16 protein-coding genes and 1 pseudogene are annotated in these 19,518 nt (G+C 36.5%); 16 read left to right on the top strand and 1 reads right to left on the bottom strand.

Annotation, left to right across the window (positions count from 1 at the left end):
- Positions 1-93 precede the first annotated feature (93 nt).
- A complete protein-coding gene (locus BIV60_RS18530; RefSeq protein WP_071357193.1) occupies positions 94-975 on the bottom strand; it encodes a LysR family transcriptional regulator in 882 nt (293 codons plus the stop codon).
- Between the two features lie 185 nt (positions 976-1,160).
- Here BIV60_RS18530 and BIV60_RS18525 point away from each other — a divergent pair, with 185 nt between their 5' ends.
- The 16 genes and pseudogenes from BIV60_RS18525 to BIV60_RS18460 all read left to right on the top strand — a co-directional run bounded on the left by BIV60_RS18525 (position 1,161) and on the right by BIV60_RS18460 (position 19,369).
- Complete coding sequence (locus BIV60_RS18525; protein WP_071357192.1) at positions 1,161-2,348, top strand: MFS transporter; 1,188 nt, start codon at positions 1,161-1,163, stop codon at positions 2,346-2,348.
- Positions 2,349-2,447: 99 nt separating this feature from the next.
- Positions 2,448-2,546: pseudogene (locus BIV60_RS30530) on the top strand (GNAT family N-acetyltransferase); the annotation flags it as partial.
- A 135-nt stretch (positions 2,547-2,681) separates the two neighbouring features.
- Positions 2,682-3,179, top strand: a complete 498-nt coding sequence (locus BIV60_RS18520) for a DinB family protein (protein ID WP_071357191.1) — start codon at positions 2,682-2,684, stop codon at positions 3,177-3,179.
- 632 nt (positions 3,180-3,811) lie between these two features.
- Positions 3,812-4,204 (top strand): VOC family protein, encoded by a 393-nt coding sequence (locus BIV60_RS18515; RefSeq protein WP_071357190.1) that lies wholly within the window; start codon positions 3,812-3,814, stop codon positions 4,202-4,204.
- 168 nt (positions 4,205-4,372) lie between these two features.
- Positions 4,373-4,525 (top strand): MFS transporter, encoded by a 153-nt coding sequence (locus BIV60_RS29215; protein ID WP_141770493.1) that lies wholly within the window; start codon positions 4,373-4,375, stop codon positions 4,523-4,525.
- A gap of 270 nt (positions 4,526-4,795) precedes the next feature.
- A complete protein-coding gene (locus BIV60_RS18510) occupies positions 4,796-5,713 on the top strand; it encodes a class II fructose-bisphosphate aldolase (RefSeq protein ID WP_071357189.1) in 918 nt (305 codons plus the stop codon).
- Positions 5,714-5,907: 194 nt separating this feature from the next.
- Complete coding sequence (gene tpx, locus BIV60_RS18505) at positions 5,908-6,438, top strand: thiol peroxidase (RefSeq protein ID WP_083402320.1); 531 nt, start codon at positions 5,908-5,910, stop codon at positions 6,436-6,438.
- Positions 6,439-7,293: 855 nt separating this feature from the next.
- Positions 7,294-8,694 (top strand): NCS1 family transporter, encoded by a 1,401-nt coding sequence (locus BIV60_RS18500; protein ID WP_071357188.1) that lies wholly within the window; start codon positions 7,294-7,296, stop codon positions 8,692-8,694.
- 941 nt (positions 8,695-9,635) lie between these two features.
- A complete protein-coding gene (locus BIV60_RS18495; RefSeq protein WP_071357187.1) occupies positions 9,636-10,391 on the top strand; it encodes an IclR family transcriptional regulator in 756 nt (251 codons plus the stop codon).
- 299 nt (positions 10,392-10,690) lie between these two features.
- On the top strand, positions 10,691-11,515 hold the full coding sequence (locus tag BIV60_RS18490) for a transketolase (RefSeq protein ID WP_071357186.1): 825 nt from the start codon (positions 10,691-10,693) through the stop codon (positions 11,513-11,515).
- Between the two features lies 1 nt (position 11,516).
- Positions 11,517-12,464, top strand: coding sequence for a transketolase family protein (locus BIV60_RS18485; protein ID WP_071357185.1), 948 nt, complete (start codon positions 11,517-11,519; stop codon positions 12,462-12,464).
- Between the two features lie 28 nt (positions 12,465-12,492).
- Entirely contained in the window at positions 12,493-13,953 is a 1,461-nt protein-coding gene (locus tag BIV60_RS18480) for a four-carbon acid sugar kinase family protein (protein ID WP_071357184.1), read from the top strand.
- Between the two features lie 15 nt (positions 13,954-13,968).
- Positions 13,969-15,717 carry a thiamine pyrophosphate-binding protein gene (locus BIV60_RS18475; protein WP_256218462.1) on the top strand — a complete coding sequence of 583 codons (1,749 nt, stop codon included), beginning with the start codon at positions 13,969-13,971 and terminating at the stop codon, positions 15,715-15,717.
- 156 nt (positions 15,718-15,873) lie between these two features.
- On the top strand, positions 15,874-16,821 hold the full coding sequence (locus tag BIV60_RS18470; RefSeq protein WP_071357182.1) for a sugar phosphate isomerase/epimerase family protein: 948 nt from the start codon (positions 15,874-15,876) through the stop codon (positions 16,819-16,821).
- 223 nt (positions 16,822-17,044) lie between these two features.
- Positions 17,045-18,295, top strand: coding sequence for an allantoate amidohydrolase (locus BIV60_RS18465; protein WP_071357181.1), 1,251 nt, complete (start codon positions 17,045-17,047; stop codon positions 18,293-18,295).
- A gap of 165 nt (positions 18,296-18,460) precedes the next feature.
- Positions 18,461-19,369: an NAD(P)-dependent oxidoreductase gene (locus BIV60_RS18460; RefSeq protein WP_071357180.1), complete on the top strand. Its 909-nt coding sequence runs from the start codon at positions 18,461-18,463 to the stop codon at positions 19,367-19,369.
- Positions 19,370-19,518 lie beyond the last annotated feature (149 nt).

Genomic DNA, 19,518 nt, shown 5'->3' with positions numbered 1-19,518 from the left:
CCCTTATTAAGGTCCAAAAGCAACAAAGTTTACGAAAAGAGCCTTAATTATTGAATGTTAATAAGCATTTTAAATGACTCGTTTCCCTAAAACTTAATGCTCTTTTAAGTATTCCTCAGCAAAATGAATAAATGCTTGTGCTGCGTGGTTGAGATATTTATCCGACCTATAAATGATGCTCATTTCCCTAACAGGCGGATGGTCGTGAATGCGGATAAAACGAAGGTTGAGATGATCGATGGATTCAAGCAGTGAATATGCTTGGATGGTTACTCCTATATTTTCTCTTACAAAATTAAAAAGGGAAGGATTGGAGCTCGTTTCTACCACCACATTCAAATTGAATCCATGCTGTTGACAATAGTTTTCTAAAAAGTCCCTGCCCCATAACCCTTTTGGATATAAAACAACGGGCAGCCCATTAAGCTCTTTCAAGGAAATGGATTCTCTACTGGAAAGCTTATGTTCCTTTGCCACAACTACACCGTATTCTTCTCTGGATAATGGGCGTATGACTAAGCGGCTATCGAATAAAGGCTTCACGGCAATCCCGATATCAATTTCGTTATTCAACACCAGCTGGGCTATTTCTACTTCCGAGATGATTTTCAGCTTTACATTCGGATATCTCTTACAAAAATTAATAAACATTGGGGTCAGACGAAAATCAAGCTCGGAGGGCAATGCGCCGACTCCAAGGCTTCCGCCTCGTTTATGCCGGAGGTCTTCCATCTCAATGAGCGCGTTTTGAAGATTTTGAAACATGTTCCGAGTGTACTTAAGCAGGATCGACCCTGATTCAGTTAGTACAATCCGCTTTCCGATACGGTCTAATAAAGGCGTTCCAATTTCTTCTTCCAACGCTTTAATTTGCAAACTCAAATTAGGCTGAGATATACCTATTTTATCAGCTGCCTTTGTAAAATGAAGCTCCTCACATACCGCAATAAAATATCCTAGTTGTCTAAGTTCCATCAGACCAGCTCCCATAAGAAAATGTTTCATTATCATTTATAAAACAAATCATTATTATAAATTTAATATAATTGATAAATGATTTACTCTCAAGTATGATTTGTTCATGCCACAGCATAGAAGCATTTTTTATCAGTCACTCATTGTAATTTACAGGGGAGTGGCGGGTATCGAAAGGAGAAAACATGAAAAAAAATATATTAATGATTATCGCTTTATTTATTGCTGCACTAAATTTACGTCCGGCAATTAACTCAATCTCTCCATTGATCGAAAGTATTCGGGGAGAGCTTGTAATGAGTGCGGCGATAGCTAGTCTGCTAACCTCTATACCAGTCTTCTGTATGGGGCTTTTTTCCCCGGTCGCTGTAAAAGCTGGAGGTAAATGGGGAATAGAACGGATCATCGGCTTGTCACTGGTGGTAATTGGCGTTGGTACTGTCATTCGAATGTTTACGAACTCCGTATCATTCTTGATCATCTCATCCTTGATTGCTGGAATAGGGATCGCATTCATAGGTCCGCTATTGTCCGGATTTATTAAACAGTATTTTCCTAAGAATGTCCCTTCTTTAATTGCCATATATTCGGTGGCACTTACTTTGGGGGCTGCCTCTAGTTCTGCACTTTCATCACCGCTTCAGAAAACCTTTCACTCCTGGAAGAGTTCACTTGCATTTTGGTCGATAATCGCTTTCGTTGCTGCTATTATCTGGTGGTTCTTTGTTCAACTTCAAGTAAAAAAATCAGCTCAAACTGATTTAGCAGGTGCAAAAACCAATTTGCCATGGAGGAACGGTAAGGCCTGGATCCTAACTTTGTCATTTGGTTTGATGGCTATGCTATTTTACTCGTATACAGCCTGGCTTCCTCAGATGATCCAAGGAATGGGATACACAAAATCTTACGCAGAGACTTCTTTTACTGTATTCGTTGTGATTCAAATTCCAGTAAATCTGGTGTTACCTATGTTGTTAAAGAATTTTTCATCACGGCGCTTGTGGTTGGTGATCGGATCTTTGCTTGAACTTGCGGGTCTAATTTTACTTGTATTACATGTTGAACCATGGATCGCTTCAGCCTTTATCGGTATTGGTGCAGGTGGGTTGTTTCCCATCAACCTTCTTTTGCCAATAGATGCAACAAATAACGCTCATGAAGCTGCATCTTGGTCTGCCATGACACAATCTGCAGGATATGTAATTGGTGCTTTTGGTCCAATCCTTCTCGGATGGGTTCATGATGCTACCAACAGCTTTTCATCTGCCATTTTTGGGTTGATTGCAATCATTTTACTGATGATAATCATACAATTTGCATCCACTCGCAAAAAGTCTCAAACCACAAATTTTGTCAAAAAGCTGAGTTTATGATGGATTAATAAGGGAGATGGAAGAGCTACAAGCGTAGCTCTTTTCTCATTTTGATTCATGATTGTGGTTCCTCAATGACGGAAGGTAGGGCAAGAAGATGAACTTTGTTTGTTCTATGATAATCCTGTAGCTGGAGTAATTTATAAAAGAATCGGTTTTGAGCACATCGGATTTCGGATGATGTATACATGTTGTTAAAAGGTTTAGACTGTTCTTATTGGAGTATTTTTATAAATAAGCTTTTGATGAAGCGTATGGCAGTTGAACATGATACAATGAACTTGAAAGACTTGTTAAAATATGAAGGATTTGCTCATTTAAGGAGGAAATGGAATGTTTACATCAGTTAATGATTTTTTAAATGAATGGAAACAAGAAGCAGCTGTTACCCAAAAAGTGCTGGATGTGCTGACGGATGAATCGTTGAATCAGGAGGTTTCTCCAGGACTATACAGTATTGGAAGCCTGGCTTGGCACATTACTGGTGCAACTTACTACTTTCCTTCACAGGTTGGATTAAAATTTGAGGTTCCAGATCTTCAAAAAGAGGCACCAAAATCAGCTGCTGAAATCAGCGAGACCTACAAAACAGTAAGTCAGCGGTTAGCACAAGCGTTTTCAGAACAGGTTTCAGATGAAAATATGAACAAAATGGTGAATTTATTTGGAATGGATATGCCGGTACAAGCTGTTTTCCGTCTGCTCATTCAGCATCAGGCTCATCATCGCGGACAATTAACTGTCCTTATGAGACAAGCTGACATAAAAGTTCCTGGCGTATATGGTCCTAGCAAAGAAGAATGGGAAGCAATGAATGCTCAAAAGAGCTGATATCGTCATTCTGTAAAAAAGCGGTACCTGCTAGTTTTTGTACTTTCAGAAGTTATTTCATTTCTAAACTTAGTTTGCGCACTGAATCCAGTTTTTAAATTACATTCTAACAAAAATGCTATTCAAGAATCAGGCGCGTAACTTTAAGAACCAGCTGCCATTAGTTGTAATCCTAAAACAAGATTCTCTTTTTTCAATTTCAATGTTAGGACGAAGTGTAATCTGCTTTAAAAAGGGAAAATGAACTAATTCCTTAAAAGGTTTTAAAATCACCTTTTAGTTTATGTATCTTTTGTTAAGTCTGTTTTCGAAATTATTGTTGCTATCAGGAGTAAGAAAAATCACGCCTTTTAAGGAAGGTTTGCTGTAAAGGTAGCTTAACTGATAAGTACAACATCCAATGGCAATTTAATCATGAAGCTTAAATACAACATCATTTAACTATTTAAGGGTTACAATTCGGACTGCATGCCGATTGTGACCCCTATTTATATGAAAACAACACTCTGATATTAGATTAATCCCTAATTGAATGGTGCCTTACTTATATATGAAGCCGTTTATCGGCCAGTTTAATGCAGTTATTTTAGAGGATAAAAAGATTCTTATAATGACTAAGGAGGAGTTAATAAATGAGCAGTGACAATTCAACTATAATCCCGATGTTGGCAGTACATGATGCTAAAAATGCAATTGAGTTCTACAAAAAAGTGTTTCTGGCCAACGAGGTCACTAGGATGGTCAATAGTGATGGGAAAATTGAGCATTCCGAGGTGAAAGTCGGAAATGCACGTATCATGATAGCAGATGAATTTGCTGGACATAATCATGCAGCAAGAGCGCTTGGGGGAACACCAGTAATCATCTATTTATACGTAAATAATGTCGACGATGTGGTGGAAAGGGCTGTGAGTTTAGGTTCAACATCCCTTAGGCCGATTAAGGACTTACCACATGGAGATCGTGTTGGAAAAATTGAAGATCCATTCGGTCATGTATGGATAGTTGCAACAGCAATAAGGTAAAAGGGGTACTTTTTACGGTAGAGAGTGATGTGGAATTTTTAATTAACTTTACATAGGGGACTCTAATTCACAAGAAAAAGTATGGGACAGTGTCTTTATTAATACATATTAAATTAACATTTTGCTAAAACAAAGACGTCAAAATTTATATCTGATGGGTACTTAGTAATGGGCGATATGATTGAAACAACTGGTGCGTTCAATTCCTCATTCATTATGTTGATAGCTGCTCTAGTTTTAGCAGCTATTACCGCGTTGACTATTAGCGGTAAGCCAAAAGAAGAACCAGTGAATTTAGAGCCTACAATAGACGTTAAATAAGAAAACCGAAAAAATTTATTAAAAAATCTTATGGTTCTAAATAGTAAACGGGATGCATTATTAAAATCTTTTGCGTATGCATTAATTTTTTCAGTTAGTGGAGGAAAGAGTAAAAATTTTTGCAATATTCTTGATAAACGATTAAAATAAAATGAAACGGTGTTGTTTATTGAGTAACAAAAAGGGCGTGAAAGAAATAACTTAACCCGTTTCAAAAAGAGTTAAAATCTAAAATTAGTGTATCTCCAACAGAAAGGTGGTAAGAAATGAATGAAAACAAATTTAAAAGCTAATAATGTTTGTTCGTTGACTAAAGTCCTTGCATTGGCTACGCAAAATCATTTTGCTGTCGGTTCATTTACTCCTAGAGCTACTAAGATGATAGCTCCTATTCTTAGAGCGGCCCAAGAAAGGAATTCTGCAGTTATTGTTCAGACTTCTGAGAGGGAGCAAGAACGATATGGAATTAATTTAGCGGAATTTAGCCGAGAGTTTTATCGTGCTGTTCAAGAGGAGGATATTAAAATCCCTGCTGTATTACATTTAGATCATACGAAGGACTTCAATGTAATTTCGGAAGCGATCGAAGTTGGATTTACATCCGTTATGATTGATGCATCAGAGCAACCATTTCAGAAAAATATCGAGATAACAAAAAGGGTTGTTGAGTATGCACATTCAAAAGGCGTAACTGTTGAAGCTGAATTAGGCAAAATTGGGACAACTGATTTTATTGAAACAGACGTTGATGAAGAGCTATTTACAGAACCTGAAGAAGCAAAACAGTTTGTTGAAGAGACAGGAGTAGATGCATTAGCGGTTTCTGTAGGGACGTCACATGGGGTCTATCTTGTTAAAGATCCAAAAATTGATATTGAACGTTTAATTGAAATTCGTGCATTAACATCTGTACCTTTAGTGTTACATGGCGGTTCAGGCATTCCATCAGAGGTAATTAAGAATGCAATTCGAATTCCTAACGGTGGAATTAGTAAAGTGAATATTGCAACAGATTTAGAACATGCCATGATACAAGCTCTCAATAGAGAAAATTATGTTACTGAAAAGGAGTGGGCTGAACTACCTACTGAAACATTAACTTTAGTTCAAAAGGTTGTTCAAAACATAGTAGAGGATAAAATTGAAAACTTTTTATTAAGTAACGGTAGTGGTTCATACTTTGTTTAAGAAGTGACATTACATGAAAATAGTAACCTATTTTATTTTAGACAGACAAAAAAAGTCCTTTAATCACTTATTATAATTGAATCTGGCTATTAAAAGCATGAATGTACATTTAACAACACGGGTGTATATAGTACTTATCGTGGAAGCTAATCTTATTTTTAGAAGAATTGCTAAGGAATTAGGAGGAAAAAAATATGGCTCAAGAAAGATCTGGTATGGTAACTTTTGCAGGTAATCCAGTTACGTTGATTGGAAGCGAAATTCGTGTTGGTGATAAAGCACCAAATTTTGAAGTATTAGCAAATAATCTCTCAAAAGTTACACTTGAAGATTCAAATGGGAAAGTCCGCCTTTTAAATTGTGTACCCTCTCTTGATACAGGAGTATGTGACGCACAAACAAGGAAATTTAACGAAGCAGTTAGCAATCTAGGAAATGATGTGGAAGTGTTAACAATTAGTGCAGATCTTCCATTTGCACAAAACAGATGGTGTGCAGCTGCAGGACTAGAACAGGTACAAACCTTTTCAGATCATATTAACATGTCATTTGGAACAGCTTATGGTACTTATATGAAGGAATATCGTTTAGAATGCCGTGCAGTATTCGTTGTAGACCAAGAAGATATCGTGCAGTATGTTGAATACGTTCAAGAAGTTACGGAACATCCTAACTATGAAGCGGCTTTAGAAGCAGTTAAGTCAATTATAAAAGTTAAAAAGTGATTATTTACTAGATTGATGGATGAATTGTTTTTCATATAATTTCAAAGAAGATATTTATTGCATCAAAAACTATTATTTCCAGACTCAAGACATTTCAATTTAATTATTTTGTAGTCCCCAGTGAGGGGACTATTTTTTTACCGTAAAATAGTTTTACTATTGTAATTATTAAACTAAAAAATATTCCCAATTTTTAAATAGTGTATATTGAAAAACGAAGTTATTGGTGATAATATAAATTTGTAGAATATTTAGAGTAATAAAATAATATTATACTCCCAAAAAGAAACGCTGTTGCCTATAGGGGAACAAAGAGATGATTAGACTTTTTCAATTGGGAAATGCTATTTTAATACCAGTAACTAAAGGTATGGTCGTCTTTCAGAATGTAGCATCTGAGCACCTTAGTGAAATTGAATCGAATCTTCATTTTAGCAATAAGATTCTAATACTTTCACATTTACAGAATATATTTCTTCAATAGTAAATTAATACAATGTTAATTGGAAACGCTTACTGTTAGAAAAGACTTTAGGAGGTGATGCGGCACATAATCGAGTTCATTTTCAAACTTAATGCTGATGTGAATTTAGTAATGCTTTTTTTTTACTTATTAAATGAAACACAGTTGCGTAACAAACAACTAGTGGATTTTCAAACAAATTAATGTTTGACAAGATCTTTAATAGGCCGACTGTTGTACCAAGGATAGAGACACAAATAATTCTCAAGGGAACAATTGGTTAAAAAAATTTAAGGATTATATCAAAGCCTATTTGTAAACATCTAAGACCTAATTACCAATACATTTTTTTAAAAGTCCGCAAGCAATGAAAAAAAGAGGGTAGGTGTACAATGTCTACAATTTTAGAAAGTTACGTTACAAAAGAGACGGAGATCCAACATACTACTGATGTGGATGAATCACTAAAACCGAAAAACGAAGAGGATAGGACGGTAGGTCCGATATCCTATATGTTAATGTGGATTGGAGACGGTGTTAATTTAGGCAATATGACGCTTGGAGCTAGTTTGGTTGTAGCGGGAACCGCAACGCTAAACCTCTTTCAAACTTTTGTCGCAGCTATCATATCAATTTGTATCATTTCAACTTTTTTTGCTTTAAATGACAGGCTCGGATACAAAACTGGAATACCATATGTTGTACAGCTCAGAATGTCCTTCGGGCTGAAAGGCTCAATCATTTCATCGCTTTTGCGCGGAATTCCCGCCATCGTTTGGTATGGTCTTCAAAGTTGGATCGGCGGTACTGCCTTAAATGAAATCGCGAAGATTATTACGGGCGGCGCTTTTGATCATGTTGCCATTTGCTTTGTAGTTCTTCAGGTGGTGCAAATTGTGCTTTCATTGTACGGCTTCCATGCCATTAAATGGGTAGAATCCCTTACCTCAATTGTTATCATGCTAGCACTAGTGTATGTATTTGGACTTCTTTTAACATCTCATAGCGCCGTTATTACAGAAAAATGGGTTCATGCAAAAGGCTCATGGGGATTGCCATTCTTTGGATTCATCATGATGTTTATGGGAAATTATGCGGCTATTTTTTTAAGCGCAGCGGACTATTCAAGAGAGCTCAAGTCGGGCATTAAAGACGGAAAGCGCTGGTTTTTATACTTTTCAGCTATTTTAATCGCGTATGGCTTCGTACTTTGCATCGGCGCAATGCTTGCTTCTGCAACTGGGATCTCCAATCCTGTGAAAGCGTTTGCGATCGTGGTTGATAACTCTTATATTACAATCTTTGTATCTGCATTTATTGTTATGGGTACGATTGCAACAAACATGGTGGCTAATATTATTCCGCCGGCCTATGTTATTACATTGCTTACAAAAATGAAATATAAAGCTGCTGTTACAATAAGTGGGCTACTTGCATTATGCGCATTCCCTTGGGTGCTTGTACAGGATACTTCAGCAAAGGGTCTTGGGATGTTCATTCTTATCTATTCAGCATTTTTAGGTCCAATTGTTTCGATTTTATTAATCGATTATTATATATTTAGAAAACAAAAAGTAAATGTTACAGATTTGTACAAGGAAGACGGTCCATTTGCTGGAATGAATCCAGCCGCAGTGCTTGCAATGTGTATTGGCGCCGGTGCCGCCTTTTTAAAAGTGGAACTGGCATGGATTATTGGTGTGGTAGTGGCAGGTATTGCCTATATTCTTCTTACGAAGTTTGCATTTAAAGACACAAAATTCAAAAAGGGTACGGTTTTTGAGTCAATGTAAGCTTTTTTCAATCCAGACAGGTCCACATTTGGACGTTAGATGATTCAGATGTGATTTCATTTCTTAGACAATTAAAAATCCATACATCATGGCTATCTCTGGTCTTATTCTCATTTCAGTAACTATCAAAGTAAATGTTGCTGCAAATTTGTCATCGTCTGCCTATGATAGTTTATTTCTGAAAAGAATAGTTTCGTAGAAACATAGTTTAGTTTTTTGTTTTAGTATAAAAGTATATATATTTGGACCATTTTTGTTGTTTCTAGTCCGACGCACAGGATACGCTAGAGCAGTTACTACGACATCATGTCGCTGAAGCAACTGCTAGCGCCTACTCCTTGAAGTCAAAGGTTGAAACTAATTAAGGTGCTTGTGCTTATCTCTTAAAGAAGGTTGACCTAAAAGGGCATGAATGGTGTTCTTTATGGTGTCATACCTTTTTTTATTTTGGCTGTTTTCTAAAAGATTGTTGTTTTTAAAAAGGTTATCTGGAACCGGAGCCAGAGTGTCGCCAATAAGCCGGATAAGCGCCAAAAACGGGGAGAACCGCGGAGTAAAAGTGTCGCCAATAGCCGTGATAGGAGACAAAATCAGATTGAACCGGAGCCAAAGTGTCGCTAATAAGCCGGATAGGCGCCAAAAACGGGGAGAACCGGAGTAAAAGTGTCGCCAATAGCCGTGATAGGCGACAAAATCAGATTATTTCTCTGGTAATTACTTTCAAATCAGACACTTGATTCAAAAAGCAATATTAAAAATACTTGATTGCGGTAACATGATAAAACATTATATTGCTTTATACGCAACATTTTTTCTGATAAAATGGAAGAAAATAAAAATTATAGTGGTGGCATCTTATATAAATCAGGTCGTTATTGCTCTTGTGGTAAGTTAAAGAAACGGGATCAGTAATTTAGGCCAAAATCGGGGGTTTAATATAAATGGTTAAGTCAGTAGATAGGGCATTAACAATTATTTCATTAGTAAGCAAGCGTAAAGAAGGGATGGGGGTTACTGAGCTGGCCGCCAATCTAGATTTAAATAAAAGCTCTATATTCAGATTATTAAGTACTCTTGCAGATCATGGATTCATCGAACAAAATCCTGAAACTAAAAAATATAGATTAGGCTATAAATATTTAGAATTAAGCTCGATGCTACTTGAATCTATTGACCTGAGAACTCAAGCTAAACCTTTTTTGGAAGAGCTAGAATCACAATTTAATGAAGTGATCCACTTGACGGTATATGATCAAGGTGAGGTAATCTATATTGAAAAACTTGAAGGAAGTGAAACCCTTAGAACACATTCACAAGTAGGAAGAAGGGCCCCGATGCATTGTTCGGCAGTTGGGAAGGTCATCTTAGCCCATCTGCCGCTAAATGAGATTGTAGATATAATTGACAAGTATGGTTTACCAAAACATACTGAACAAACGATTACGGATAAAGACTCTTTTTTTAAGGAATTGGGAAAAATAAGGAACGAAGGCAATGGTATAGAAGTGGAAGAAAATGAACCTGGAGTCACCTGTATTGCAGCACCAATTTTTGATAATCGGAAGAAAATTACTGCTGCTGTAAGTATTTCGGGACCAAGCATCCGAATGACTGAAGAAAGATTAGCTGAAATTAGACCAATTTTAATGGATATAGGTAAAAAGATTTCCAAGCGGCTTGGTTACACAGACAATTGATTGATGTGAAGTAAGAATTGGTTTTAAGACCAGTTCTTTTTTTATGCAGAAAATTATTGATTAGGAGCTTTCTCTATACTCTTAACGTCCAAAAAGCTGGTGAGACTCGGCCTTCTGATCTTCTGTTCTCCAACAAATTTTAATTAAAAAATTTAATTACAAACACTTGAAATATTCAAAAAACGATGATATTATCAAAATAAGAAACATGGTTAGTTGATAAGCAACAGTAAATAACTTATTTTTTTGATTATAAAATGAAACGACGTTGCTTATTATGAAACGAAGGAGGAGTAATAATGGTTTTTTCTAAAGAGAAAAGCGAATTTTATAATGATCTAACCAAAAGAATTCGCAGGCACATAGTTAAAATGACAAATCATGCCGGAAGTGGGCATCCTGGTGGTTCTTTATCTGCAACTGAACTATTGTCAGTACTATTTTTTGAACATATGAATGTAGATCCCAACAATCCAGATTGGCAGGACCGTGATTGTTTCTTCCTATCAAAAGGACATTGTACACCTGTGTTTTACTCGGTATTAGCTGAAAAAGGATTCTTCCCTATTGAAGAGTTAATGACATTCAGGGATGTAGACGGTAGATTACATGGACATCCATGTGGAGAGCATATCCCAGGTGTAGACATATCTTCAGGATCACTTGGTCAAGGATTATCAGTTGCTAATGGTGTTGGATTAATTGCAAAACTAGATGGTAGTAATAGAAGATCATATTGCATGATCGGTGATGGAGAATTACAAGAAGGTCAAATATGGGAAGCAGCGATGACAAGTGCACATTACAATCTTGATAACGTTTGTGCAATAATCGACTGGAACAAAATCCAACTTGATGATTTCGTTGAAAATGTAAAAGGTGTTAAAAGTCTTGGAGATAAATTTAGAGCTTTCGGTTGGCACGTTGTTGAAATCGATGGCCATGATATCAATTCTGTAAATGATGCGTTTAAAGAAGCTAAACGTACAAAAGGTAAACCTACTGCAATTCTAGCTCATACCGTTAAAGGTAAGGGAGTTTCATTTATGGAGGATACACATGATTGGCATGGAATGGCTCCAAATGATGAGCAGTTAGAAATCGCTTTAAAGGAGTTGGCTTAAGATGGCAAATCTAGAAGCACCACGTAAAGGTTTTGCTGATGCACTAATTAGACTTGGAGATCGACATGATAATTTGGTAGTACTTGATGCGGACTGCGCAAAATCAAATATGACAAATCTATTTAAAAATAGATTTCCAGAACGCTTTTTTAACATCGGTATTTCTGAATGTGATTTAGTTGGAACTGCAGCTGGTATGGCGATTGCAGGTAAAGTACCATTTGCGAATGCTTATGCAAACTTCCTTACTGGACGCGCGTTTGATCAGATGAGAATTTCGGTATGTTACTCAAATAACAATGTGAAAATTGTCGGTCATAACGCTGGTACATCAGCTGCTCAAGAAGGAGCAACACATTTACCACTTGAAGATATATCTTTAATGCGTTCTCTTCCACGGATGACAGTAATTGTTCCAGCAGATGCTGTTGAAATGGAAAAAGCAGTAGAAGCTGCTTATTACCATGATGGACCTATCTACCTCCGTGTTGGTAAATTACCCGTTCCGATCGTTACAAAGAAAGAAGAGCCTTTCGAAATCGGTAAAGCAATTAAATACCGTGAAGGATCTGATATTACAATTATCAGTACTGGTATTATGCTTGATGAATCTCTAAAAGCAGTAGAGGAATTAGAAAAACAAGGTGTAAGTGCTGAACTTTTGCACATTCATACAATTAAACCTATTGATAGAGAAGCAATTGTAGCATCAGCTGCGAAAACAAAAAATGTTATCTCGGTTGAAGAGCATTCAATTATCGGAGGGTTAGGTAGTGCAGTTGCTGAAGTTTTATCTGAAAGCCAACCTACTAAATTGAGAAGAATCGGTACAAATGACCGTTTCGGAGTTTCTGGAAAAATGGATGAGTTACTCGACCTCTTTGAATTAAGAGCACATCGTATTGTTTCGACTGCAAATGAATTATTAGGTGAAAAAGTAAATAGCTAGTTTTTAGATCATGAAAGGGGGAGGGGTTTTGTCAAACGTAACCCAATATCCAAATTTAACGGATACTTTAGAAAATCCTCTCTTCTCTAAATCGGATGATAGCCTACGTGCAAAAATCAAAGATCATTTAAAACAAACAAAACATAAGTTTATCGTTTTAGATGATGATCCAACTGGTGTCCAAACTGTCCATGATATTTTTGTCATTACAGACTGGAGCAAAGAATGGATTAAAAAGGGTTTATCTGATGAGAGAAGTGTACTTTACATTTTAACAAATACAAGAAGTTACAATGCGGAAAAAGCTGAAAAAATCAATAGTGAGATTGTTCAAAACATTATTGAAGTAACGAAAGAAATGGGTATTAACTTCTCAATTATTAGTAGAAGTGACTCAACATTAAGAGGACATTATCCACTTGAAATTGATGTACTTCAAGATGAGCTTCTTAAAGTGGGCAATGTTGAGATTTCAGGACATTTAATTATACCTGCCTTCTTTGAAGGTCATCGTTATACATTAGATAATACTCATTATTTAGCTGTAGATGGCCAGCTTGTCCCTGTAAGTGAAACGGAATTTGCGAAAGATTCAGTTTTCGGTTTCAATACTGCTAATTTACCAAAATGGATTGAAGAGAAGACAAATGGCAGCGTATCTTCAGAGTCCGCATTGTACATTTCACTAGAAGATATTCATATCGGTGGTATTGATAAAATTTACGAGATTTTACTCTCTGCCAACAATAATACTCCTATCATAGTGAATGCTAAATCTTATTATGATTTAGACATCGTATCATTAGCTGTCCTTAAAGCAATTGATTCTGGTAAACATTTCTTATTTAGAACTGCAGCATCTTTTGTCAAATCGATTACTGGAATAAACGATCGTCCATATTTGTCAGCAGATGAGATTGTTTCAAAAGATGAAAGCCGTAACAATGGTGGATTTATCGTGGTAGGTTCTCACACGAAAAAAACAACGGAACAAATTAACGAACTAATGAAGAAATACCCGATTGAACAAATCCAACTTAATGTTGTGAAAATAATAGATGAAGAAACAAGAGCTGAAGAGCTAACACGAGTATGTCAATTAGTAGATTATAATATTTCTTCTAATCAAGATACGCTTGTTTATACAAGTAGAGATGTAATTATTGCCAAAGATAAAGAAGAAAATTTAAAAATTAGTCAAACCGTTTCAAGTGCTTTGGTCGAAGTGGTTCGTTCACTAAAAGTTAAGCCGAAATTTATCATAGCTAAAGGCGGTATAACCTCTAGTGATGTGGCAACTAAGGGTTTGGAAATCAAACATGCAAAAATTTTAGGTCAAGCAATCGCAGGTGTGCCAGTATGGTTAACTGGAAGTGAAGCTAAGTTTAAAGATACACCTTATATCGTATTTCCGGGTAATGTTGGGGAAACTGAATCGATTGCTCAAATCTTTGAAAATATTAAAAACGATCAAAAGGGAGAGTTTTAAATGGCTAAACAAAAAATGACAGCAGCTGAGTTATTTGCATTGTATTTAGAAAAAAGAGGAGTAAAACATCTTTACGGTGTACCAGGAGCTGCAATCCTACCATTCTATGATGCAGTAAAAGAATTAACGAAGATCGAGTCATATGTTGTTCGTCATGAGCAAACTGGTGCATTCATGGCTGACGGTTATTCAAGAGCGACAGGAGAGGTTGGTGTATGTGCTGCAACTTCAGGTCCAGGAGGAACGAACTTCTTAACAGGCCTTTACAGTGCATGGATGGATTCAGTTCCAATGATTGCTATTACTGGCCAACAAAAAAATAGTTTAATCGGAACAATGCAATTCCAAGAAGCTCCTATCGTTGAAATGGCTAAACCAGTTACGAAAGCAGCATACCGTTTAACTGATGGTTCTAAAGCTGCTCAATTTATTCACGAAGCATGGATAACTGCTACTACAGGTAGAAAAGGTCCAGTTCTACTTGACTTACCAGTTGACCAACAAAAAGTTGAAATCGAAGTTGATATCGATGAACTGATTGCATCTACTCCTGTAGATAACTTACCACAAGCTACTGATGCGGATATCGAGAAAACTTTTGAATTATTAAAAGATGCTAAAAGACCAGTATTGCTTTCTGGTGGCGGGGTTAACCTTGCAAACGCTACTGCTGAATTAAAAGCATTAGCTGAAGAACTTCAAATCCCTGTTGTAACTACTGGTATGGGTATGGATACATTCCCTAACGATCACCCATTATTCGCTGGACGTATGGGTACAATGCTTGATACTCCATTTGGTAACAAAACAATCGTGGAAGCTGACCTAGTTATTAACCTTGGTGGACGTTTTGCTGACCGTTCTACTGGTAATGTTGGCGTATTTACACAAAACGGTAAGAAAATTATCCACGTAAACCTTGATAACAAAGAAATTGGTAAAGTTGTACCAACTGCTTTAGGTATCGTTTCTGATGTTAAAACATTCATGGTTAAACTGACAGAAGCTTATAAAGCACTTGGGACTACTGTAGCTGCAACTGCTGAAGCAGATACTAAAATTGACTTAACGGAAGAGCGTAAAAAATGGGCTCGTAAAACGGATTTTACAACACTTCCGATCAGACAAGAGCGTGCATTACGCGAACTTCGTGAATTCTTAGATCGCGATGCATTTGTATCACATGACTGCGGTATCAGCCAAATCTGGTCTTGCCAATTATTTGAAACGTATGAACCAAGAACATACCTATTAACTGGTGGTGCAGGTACAATGGGGTGGGGACTTGGTGCAGCAATGGCAGCAAAACTTGCTTTCCCTGAAAGACAAAGTGTTAACATCCTTGGAGACGGAAGCTTAGGAATGTCATTACAAGATATTGCGACAGCTGCAAAGCATGATATCCCAGTCATCATTTTCTGTATGAACAACTCATTACTTGGATTAATTCGTCAACAACAAAACTGGTTCTATGATAACCGCCGCATTTCGACTGACTTAGAATACAAGAACGAATTAACTGATGGTGAACATAGTGAACGGGGAATTGACTTCGTTAAAACTGCAGCAGGAATGGGTGTTCGTGGTGAGCTCGTTACTCATTATGATGATATCAAACCAGCATTACAACGTGCAGTTGACTCAGGTAAACCATATATTATCGAAGTACTAGTTGATGGTGATCCTGAAAAAGCATGTGAGTTCTCTAATAACGGGGCACTTAACGGATTTAAGTATTCCGATAAAATCAACTATTCTAAATAATTATTACTTTATAAATCTCTGAGAACGTAATGAAGCAATTGGTCATTTTCCAATTGCTTCAAAGCTAATCTTGTCAAATAACGGTTATGTAAATGGAATCAAATTAACGTAAAAGTTTTAATATTAAAGGAGGGAAGCCGAAAAATCGGCGAAAACATGTCAGCAAATCTTCATAATTCAATGAAAGTCGGAATTGTCCATTTTATGGCTTATCCTGAAACAATGGGTGGAGACGGTCCAACTGTTGAAACAGTTAAGAAAATTGTGCAAGATGATTTCTTCTCTGGAATTGAGATTACATCTATTAACAACCTTGAAGATCGTAAAGAGGTTGCGCAAATTTTAGAATCTGGCAGAATGAAAGTCGGATTTGGTGCACAACCAATTCTTTTAAGAAACAAAGGAAACCTTAACTCTTTTGATGAAGCTGAGCGTAGAAGAGCGATCGAATTAGTGAAAGGTGGAATTGACCAGGCTTACGAATTAAATGCTTCTAAATTTGGTTTCTTAAGCGGTGCAAAGCCAGATGCTGATCAAGATACTGCGTTACAATTATTAACAGAATCGATTAAAGAATTATGTGAATATGCAAGATCTAAAGGTGATCTTATTCTTTCACTTGAAACATTTGATGATGAGACAGATAAAAAATGTTTAATCGGTTCTAATAAACTTGCTGTTGAAGTGGCAAAAGAGGTTCGTAAAGTAGATCCTACTTTTGGTTTAATGCTTGATTTAAGTCATTTACCAATGCAGCGCGAAACGTCAATTGATGCATTAACGGTTGCTCGTGACTATATTAATCATGCACATATCGGAAATTGCTACATTAAAGATACTTCTGATCCTGCCTATGGTGATCAGCATCCTCGTTTCGGCTATCCAGGAAGTGAAGTAGATGTTCCAGAATTAGCAGAGTACTTACGAGCTCTATTAGAAATTGGTTATATCGGTGAAGGGAATAAGAATGTTGTTGCCTTTGAGGTAAAACCAGTTGGTACAGAGTCATCAGATATTGTCATTGCCCAGTCAAAACGTACGCTTATTGATGCATGGTCATTAGTGCATTCAACAAAAGGACGCTTCGTAAGTCTTTCTCATTAAATTGCAACTGCTTCACTCAGCGACAAGTATTTGTACTTGTCGCTGAGTAATATCAAATTGAAAAATACACAAAAACTAAACGAATGAATCAATCGTTTAACTCGTTTGTGATTCCCCTATTGTCTATCATCTGCCTAGGATGTTATGATTCTACTAAAAATTACCTTTTGTTATAAACAACACTATGATCTTATTTTGATTAAATAGGAAGGGGAGTATTTGTTTGCTTAAACTGCAGCGGAACATTGATGCGAAAAGAATCAGTACTAGAATTGAAGAACTTGCTCGTTGTTCATCTACTACTGTCGGTGTCACAAGATTACCATTCACCATAGAAAGTACGAAAGCCGAAAAACTTGTTGAAGAGTGGATGAAAGCAGCAGGGATGTCAGTAAGAAAAGATGGTCTTAATAATATGATCGGCCGTTATGAAGGGAAAATTCCAACAGCACCCGTTTTAATGATTGGTTCCCATTTAGATAGTGTCATTGAAGCAGGTAAGTATGATGGAATTTTAGGTGTTATTTCGGGAATAGAAGTTGTTCAATACCTTCGCGATAATGAAATTATTTTAGACAATCCAATTGAGGTAGTTGGTTTCTGTGATGAGGAAGGAGTAAGATTTCATTCAACTTTCCTTGGAAGCAAAGCAATCGCTGGAACTTTTACTCCAGAAGATTTGGAAAGAACAGATGAAAATGGAATCACAATTGCTGAAGCTTTAAAAGCAATTGGAATTTCTGATCCAGATGCTTATAAAAACGCAAGACGTACTCCTGAGGAACTTCTTGCTTATTTAGAACTTCATATCGAACAGGGACCTGTTCTTGAGAAGGAAAATGAGGCTGTTGGAGTCGTTACTGGGATTGCCGGTGCGACAAGATTTTCTTTTGACATTATTGGAAAACCGGGTCATGCAGGGACAGTTCCTGTTGGTATTAGACAAGATGCCCTTTTAGGTGCAAGTGAACTTATTTCTTTTATCGAGAAAATTGCACTCGAAAACGAACCATTAGTTGCAACAGTTGGTAAACTTACAGTTAGTCCTGGTGCGAGTAATGTCATACCTGGTTTCGTTACAGGAACGCTCGATATTCGGGATTTAAATGTTGAACGTAAACAAAAAGCGATTGATGCTATTTTAATGAAAAGTGAAAGAATAGCTGAGAATAGAGGATTGCAAATTACATTTGAACAAGTAATGGAAGCTGACCCGGTATACTGTAACGAAGAAATCATGACCTTAATTGAACAATCAATTAGTGAACAGGGTGGAAGCGTTATCAAGCTAGTGAGTGGTGCTGGTCATGATGCAATGGCGTTAGCCGATGTGACGAATGTTGCGATGATTTTTGTTCGTTGTAAAGATGGCCTTAGTCATCACCCTGATGAATACGTGACAGATGAAGATATGGGTGCCGGAGCAAAAGTGCTTTTATCTACAGTTATGAAAATAGCTGGAAAACAGCAATAATAAAAATCATGATTATGATTTAAATAGATGATTAATTAAAAAGACTTTCTTAAAAACTTGTGATTCGGCTATATAGGATCACAAGTTTTTTACTTCAAGAATAATAGAAAAGTTAGTTTTTCCGTCTAGTACATACGGATTAAACGAAAAATAGGAGGATTTGACATGAAGCTTGCATTTATTGGTTTAGGAAATATGGGATTCCCAATGTCACATAATTTAGTTAACGCAGGATATTGCGTATATGGTGTGAACAGAAGTAAACAACGAGAATATGAATTTGAGAAAGTAGGCGGACTTATCGGTAAATCAATAAAAGAACTTGCTAACGAAATGGATGTCATTATGACGTGCCTGCCTTTACCAAGCGATGTTGAGGATGTGTATCTAGGTGAAGAAGGCTTAATTTCAAATGGTAAAAAACATTTAATTCTCATCGATTTTAGTACGGTATCACCAAATTTAAATAAAAAGATTCATCATGAAGCAAGCGCAAAAAACATTGAGTTTCTAGATGCTCCAATCAGTGGCGGGACAATAGGGGCGGAGGCTGGAACTCTTAGTATTATGGTTGGCGGGGCAAAGCAGACATTTGATCAAGTTCTTCCGATATTTAATATTTTAGGCGGGAATGTTTATCACCTTGGTGAAGTAGGCAGTGGTTCAAGTATTAAATTAATAAATCAATATATGGTAAGTGCACATTCACAGGCTGTTAGTGAAGCATTTGTTCTTGCAGAAAAAGCAGGAATAAACTTAGATTTGCTCACTGAAATTTTAAGCGTAAGCTATGCACAAAGTAAAATATTAGAAAGACATTATACGAACTTCATTTCGATTAACAATTTTCAACCAGGATTTGAATTAGGATTATTACACAAAGATATCACGATTGTAAATGAAATGGCAGAAAGTTATCAGGTTGACATGCCTTTAGGGAATAAAGTCACTGAATTACTTAGTGAAGCACTAGAATCAAATCTAGGTAAAAAAGATATTTCAGCGATGATTCAGTTAATGAGAGAAAAGTTGAAACAAAAAGAGGGTATTTCACCACAAAGTTCTTCAATCTAAGTTAAATCAGACAAATTGATGCAGTTGATAAAAAATTAATCTTGATCAAAGATACAAGACATATACCTCAACTGGAAAAAACGGAGAAGTTCTTAAAAACAATGAGACGTATTGGAATGTAACTTATATTTCCATACGGAAATTAAAAG

This window comes from Bacillus sp. MUM 116, assembly GCF_001866655.1.
Lineage (GTDB): Bacteria > Bacillota > Bacilli > Bacillales > Cytobacillaceae > Neobacillus.
Note: the sequence above shows the minus strand (reverse complement) of the source record. Positions and strands in the feature narration are given on the sequence as shown.

Bases quoted from the DNA above. Each gene is read 5' to 3' on its own strand.
- BIV60_RS18530 (WP_071357193.1), bottom strand. From the start codon at position 975: ATGGAACTTAGACAACTAGGATATTTTATTGCGGTATGTGAGGAGCTT.
- BIV60_RS18525 (WP_071357192.1), top strand. From the start codon at position 1,161: ATGAAAAAAAATATATTAATGATTATCGCTTTATTTATTGCTGCACTA.
- BIV60_RS18520 (WP_071357191.1), top strand. From the start codon at position 2,682: ATGTTTACATCAGTTAATGATTTTTTAAATGAATGGAAACAAGAAGCA.
- BIV60_RS18515 (WP_071357190.1), top strand. From the start codon at position 3,812: ATGAGCAGTGACAATTCAACTATAATCCCGATGTTGGCAGTACATGAT.
- BIV60_RS29215 (WP_141770493.1), top strand. From the start codon at position 4,373: ATGGGCGATATGATTGAAACAACTGGTGCGTTCAATTCCTCATTCATT.
- BIV60_RS18510 (WP_071357189.1), top strand. From the start codon at position 4,796: ATGAAAACAAATTTAAAAGCTAATAATGTTTGTTCGTTGACTAAAGTC.
- tpx (WP_083402320.1), top strand. From the start codon at position 5,908: ATGGCTCAAGAAAGATCTGGTATGGTAACTTTTGCAGGTAATCCAGTT.
- BIV60_RS18500 (WP_071357188.1), top strand. From the start codon at position 7,294: ATGTCTACAATTTTAGAAAGTTACGTTACAAAAGAGACGGAGATCCAA.
- BIV60_RS18495 (WP_071357187.1), top strand. From the start codon at position 9,636: ATGGTTAAGTCAGTAGATAGGGCATTAACAATTATTTCATTAGTAAGC.
- BIV60_RS18490 (WP_071357186.1), top strand. From the start codon at position 10,691: ATGGTTTTTTCTAAAGAGAAAAGCGAATTTTATAATGATCTAACCAAA.
- BIV60_RS18485 (WP_071357185.1), top strand. From the start codon at position 11,517: ATGGCAAATCTAGAAGCACCACGTAAAGGTTTTGCTGATGCACTAATT.
- BIV60_RS18475 (WP_256218462.1), top strand. From the start codon at position 13,969: ATGACAGCAGCTGAGTTATTTGCATTGTATTTAGAAAAAAGAGGAGTA.
- BIV60_RS18470 (WP_071357182.1), top strand. From the start codon at position 15,874: ATGTCAGCAAATCTTCATAATTCAATGAAAGTCGGAATTGTCCATTTT.
- BIV60_RS18460 (WP_071357180.1), top strand. From the start codon at position 18,461: ATGAAGCTTGCATTTATTGGTTTAGGAAATATGGGATTCCCAATGTCA.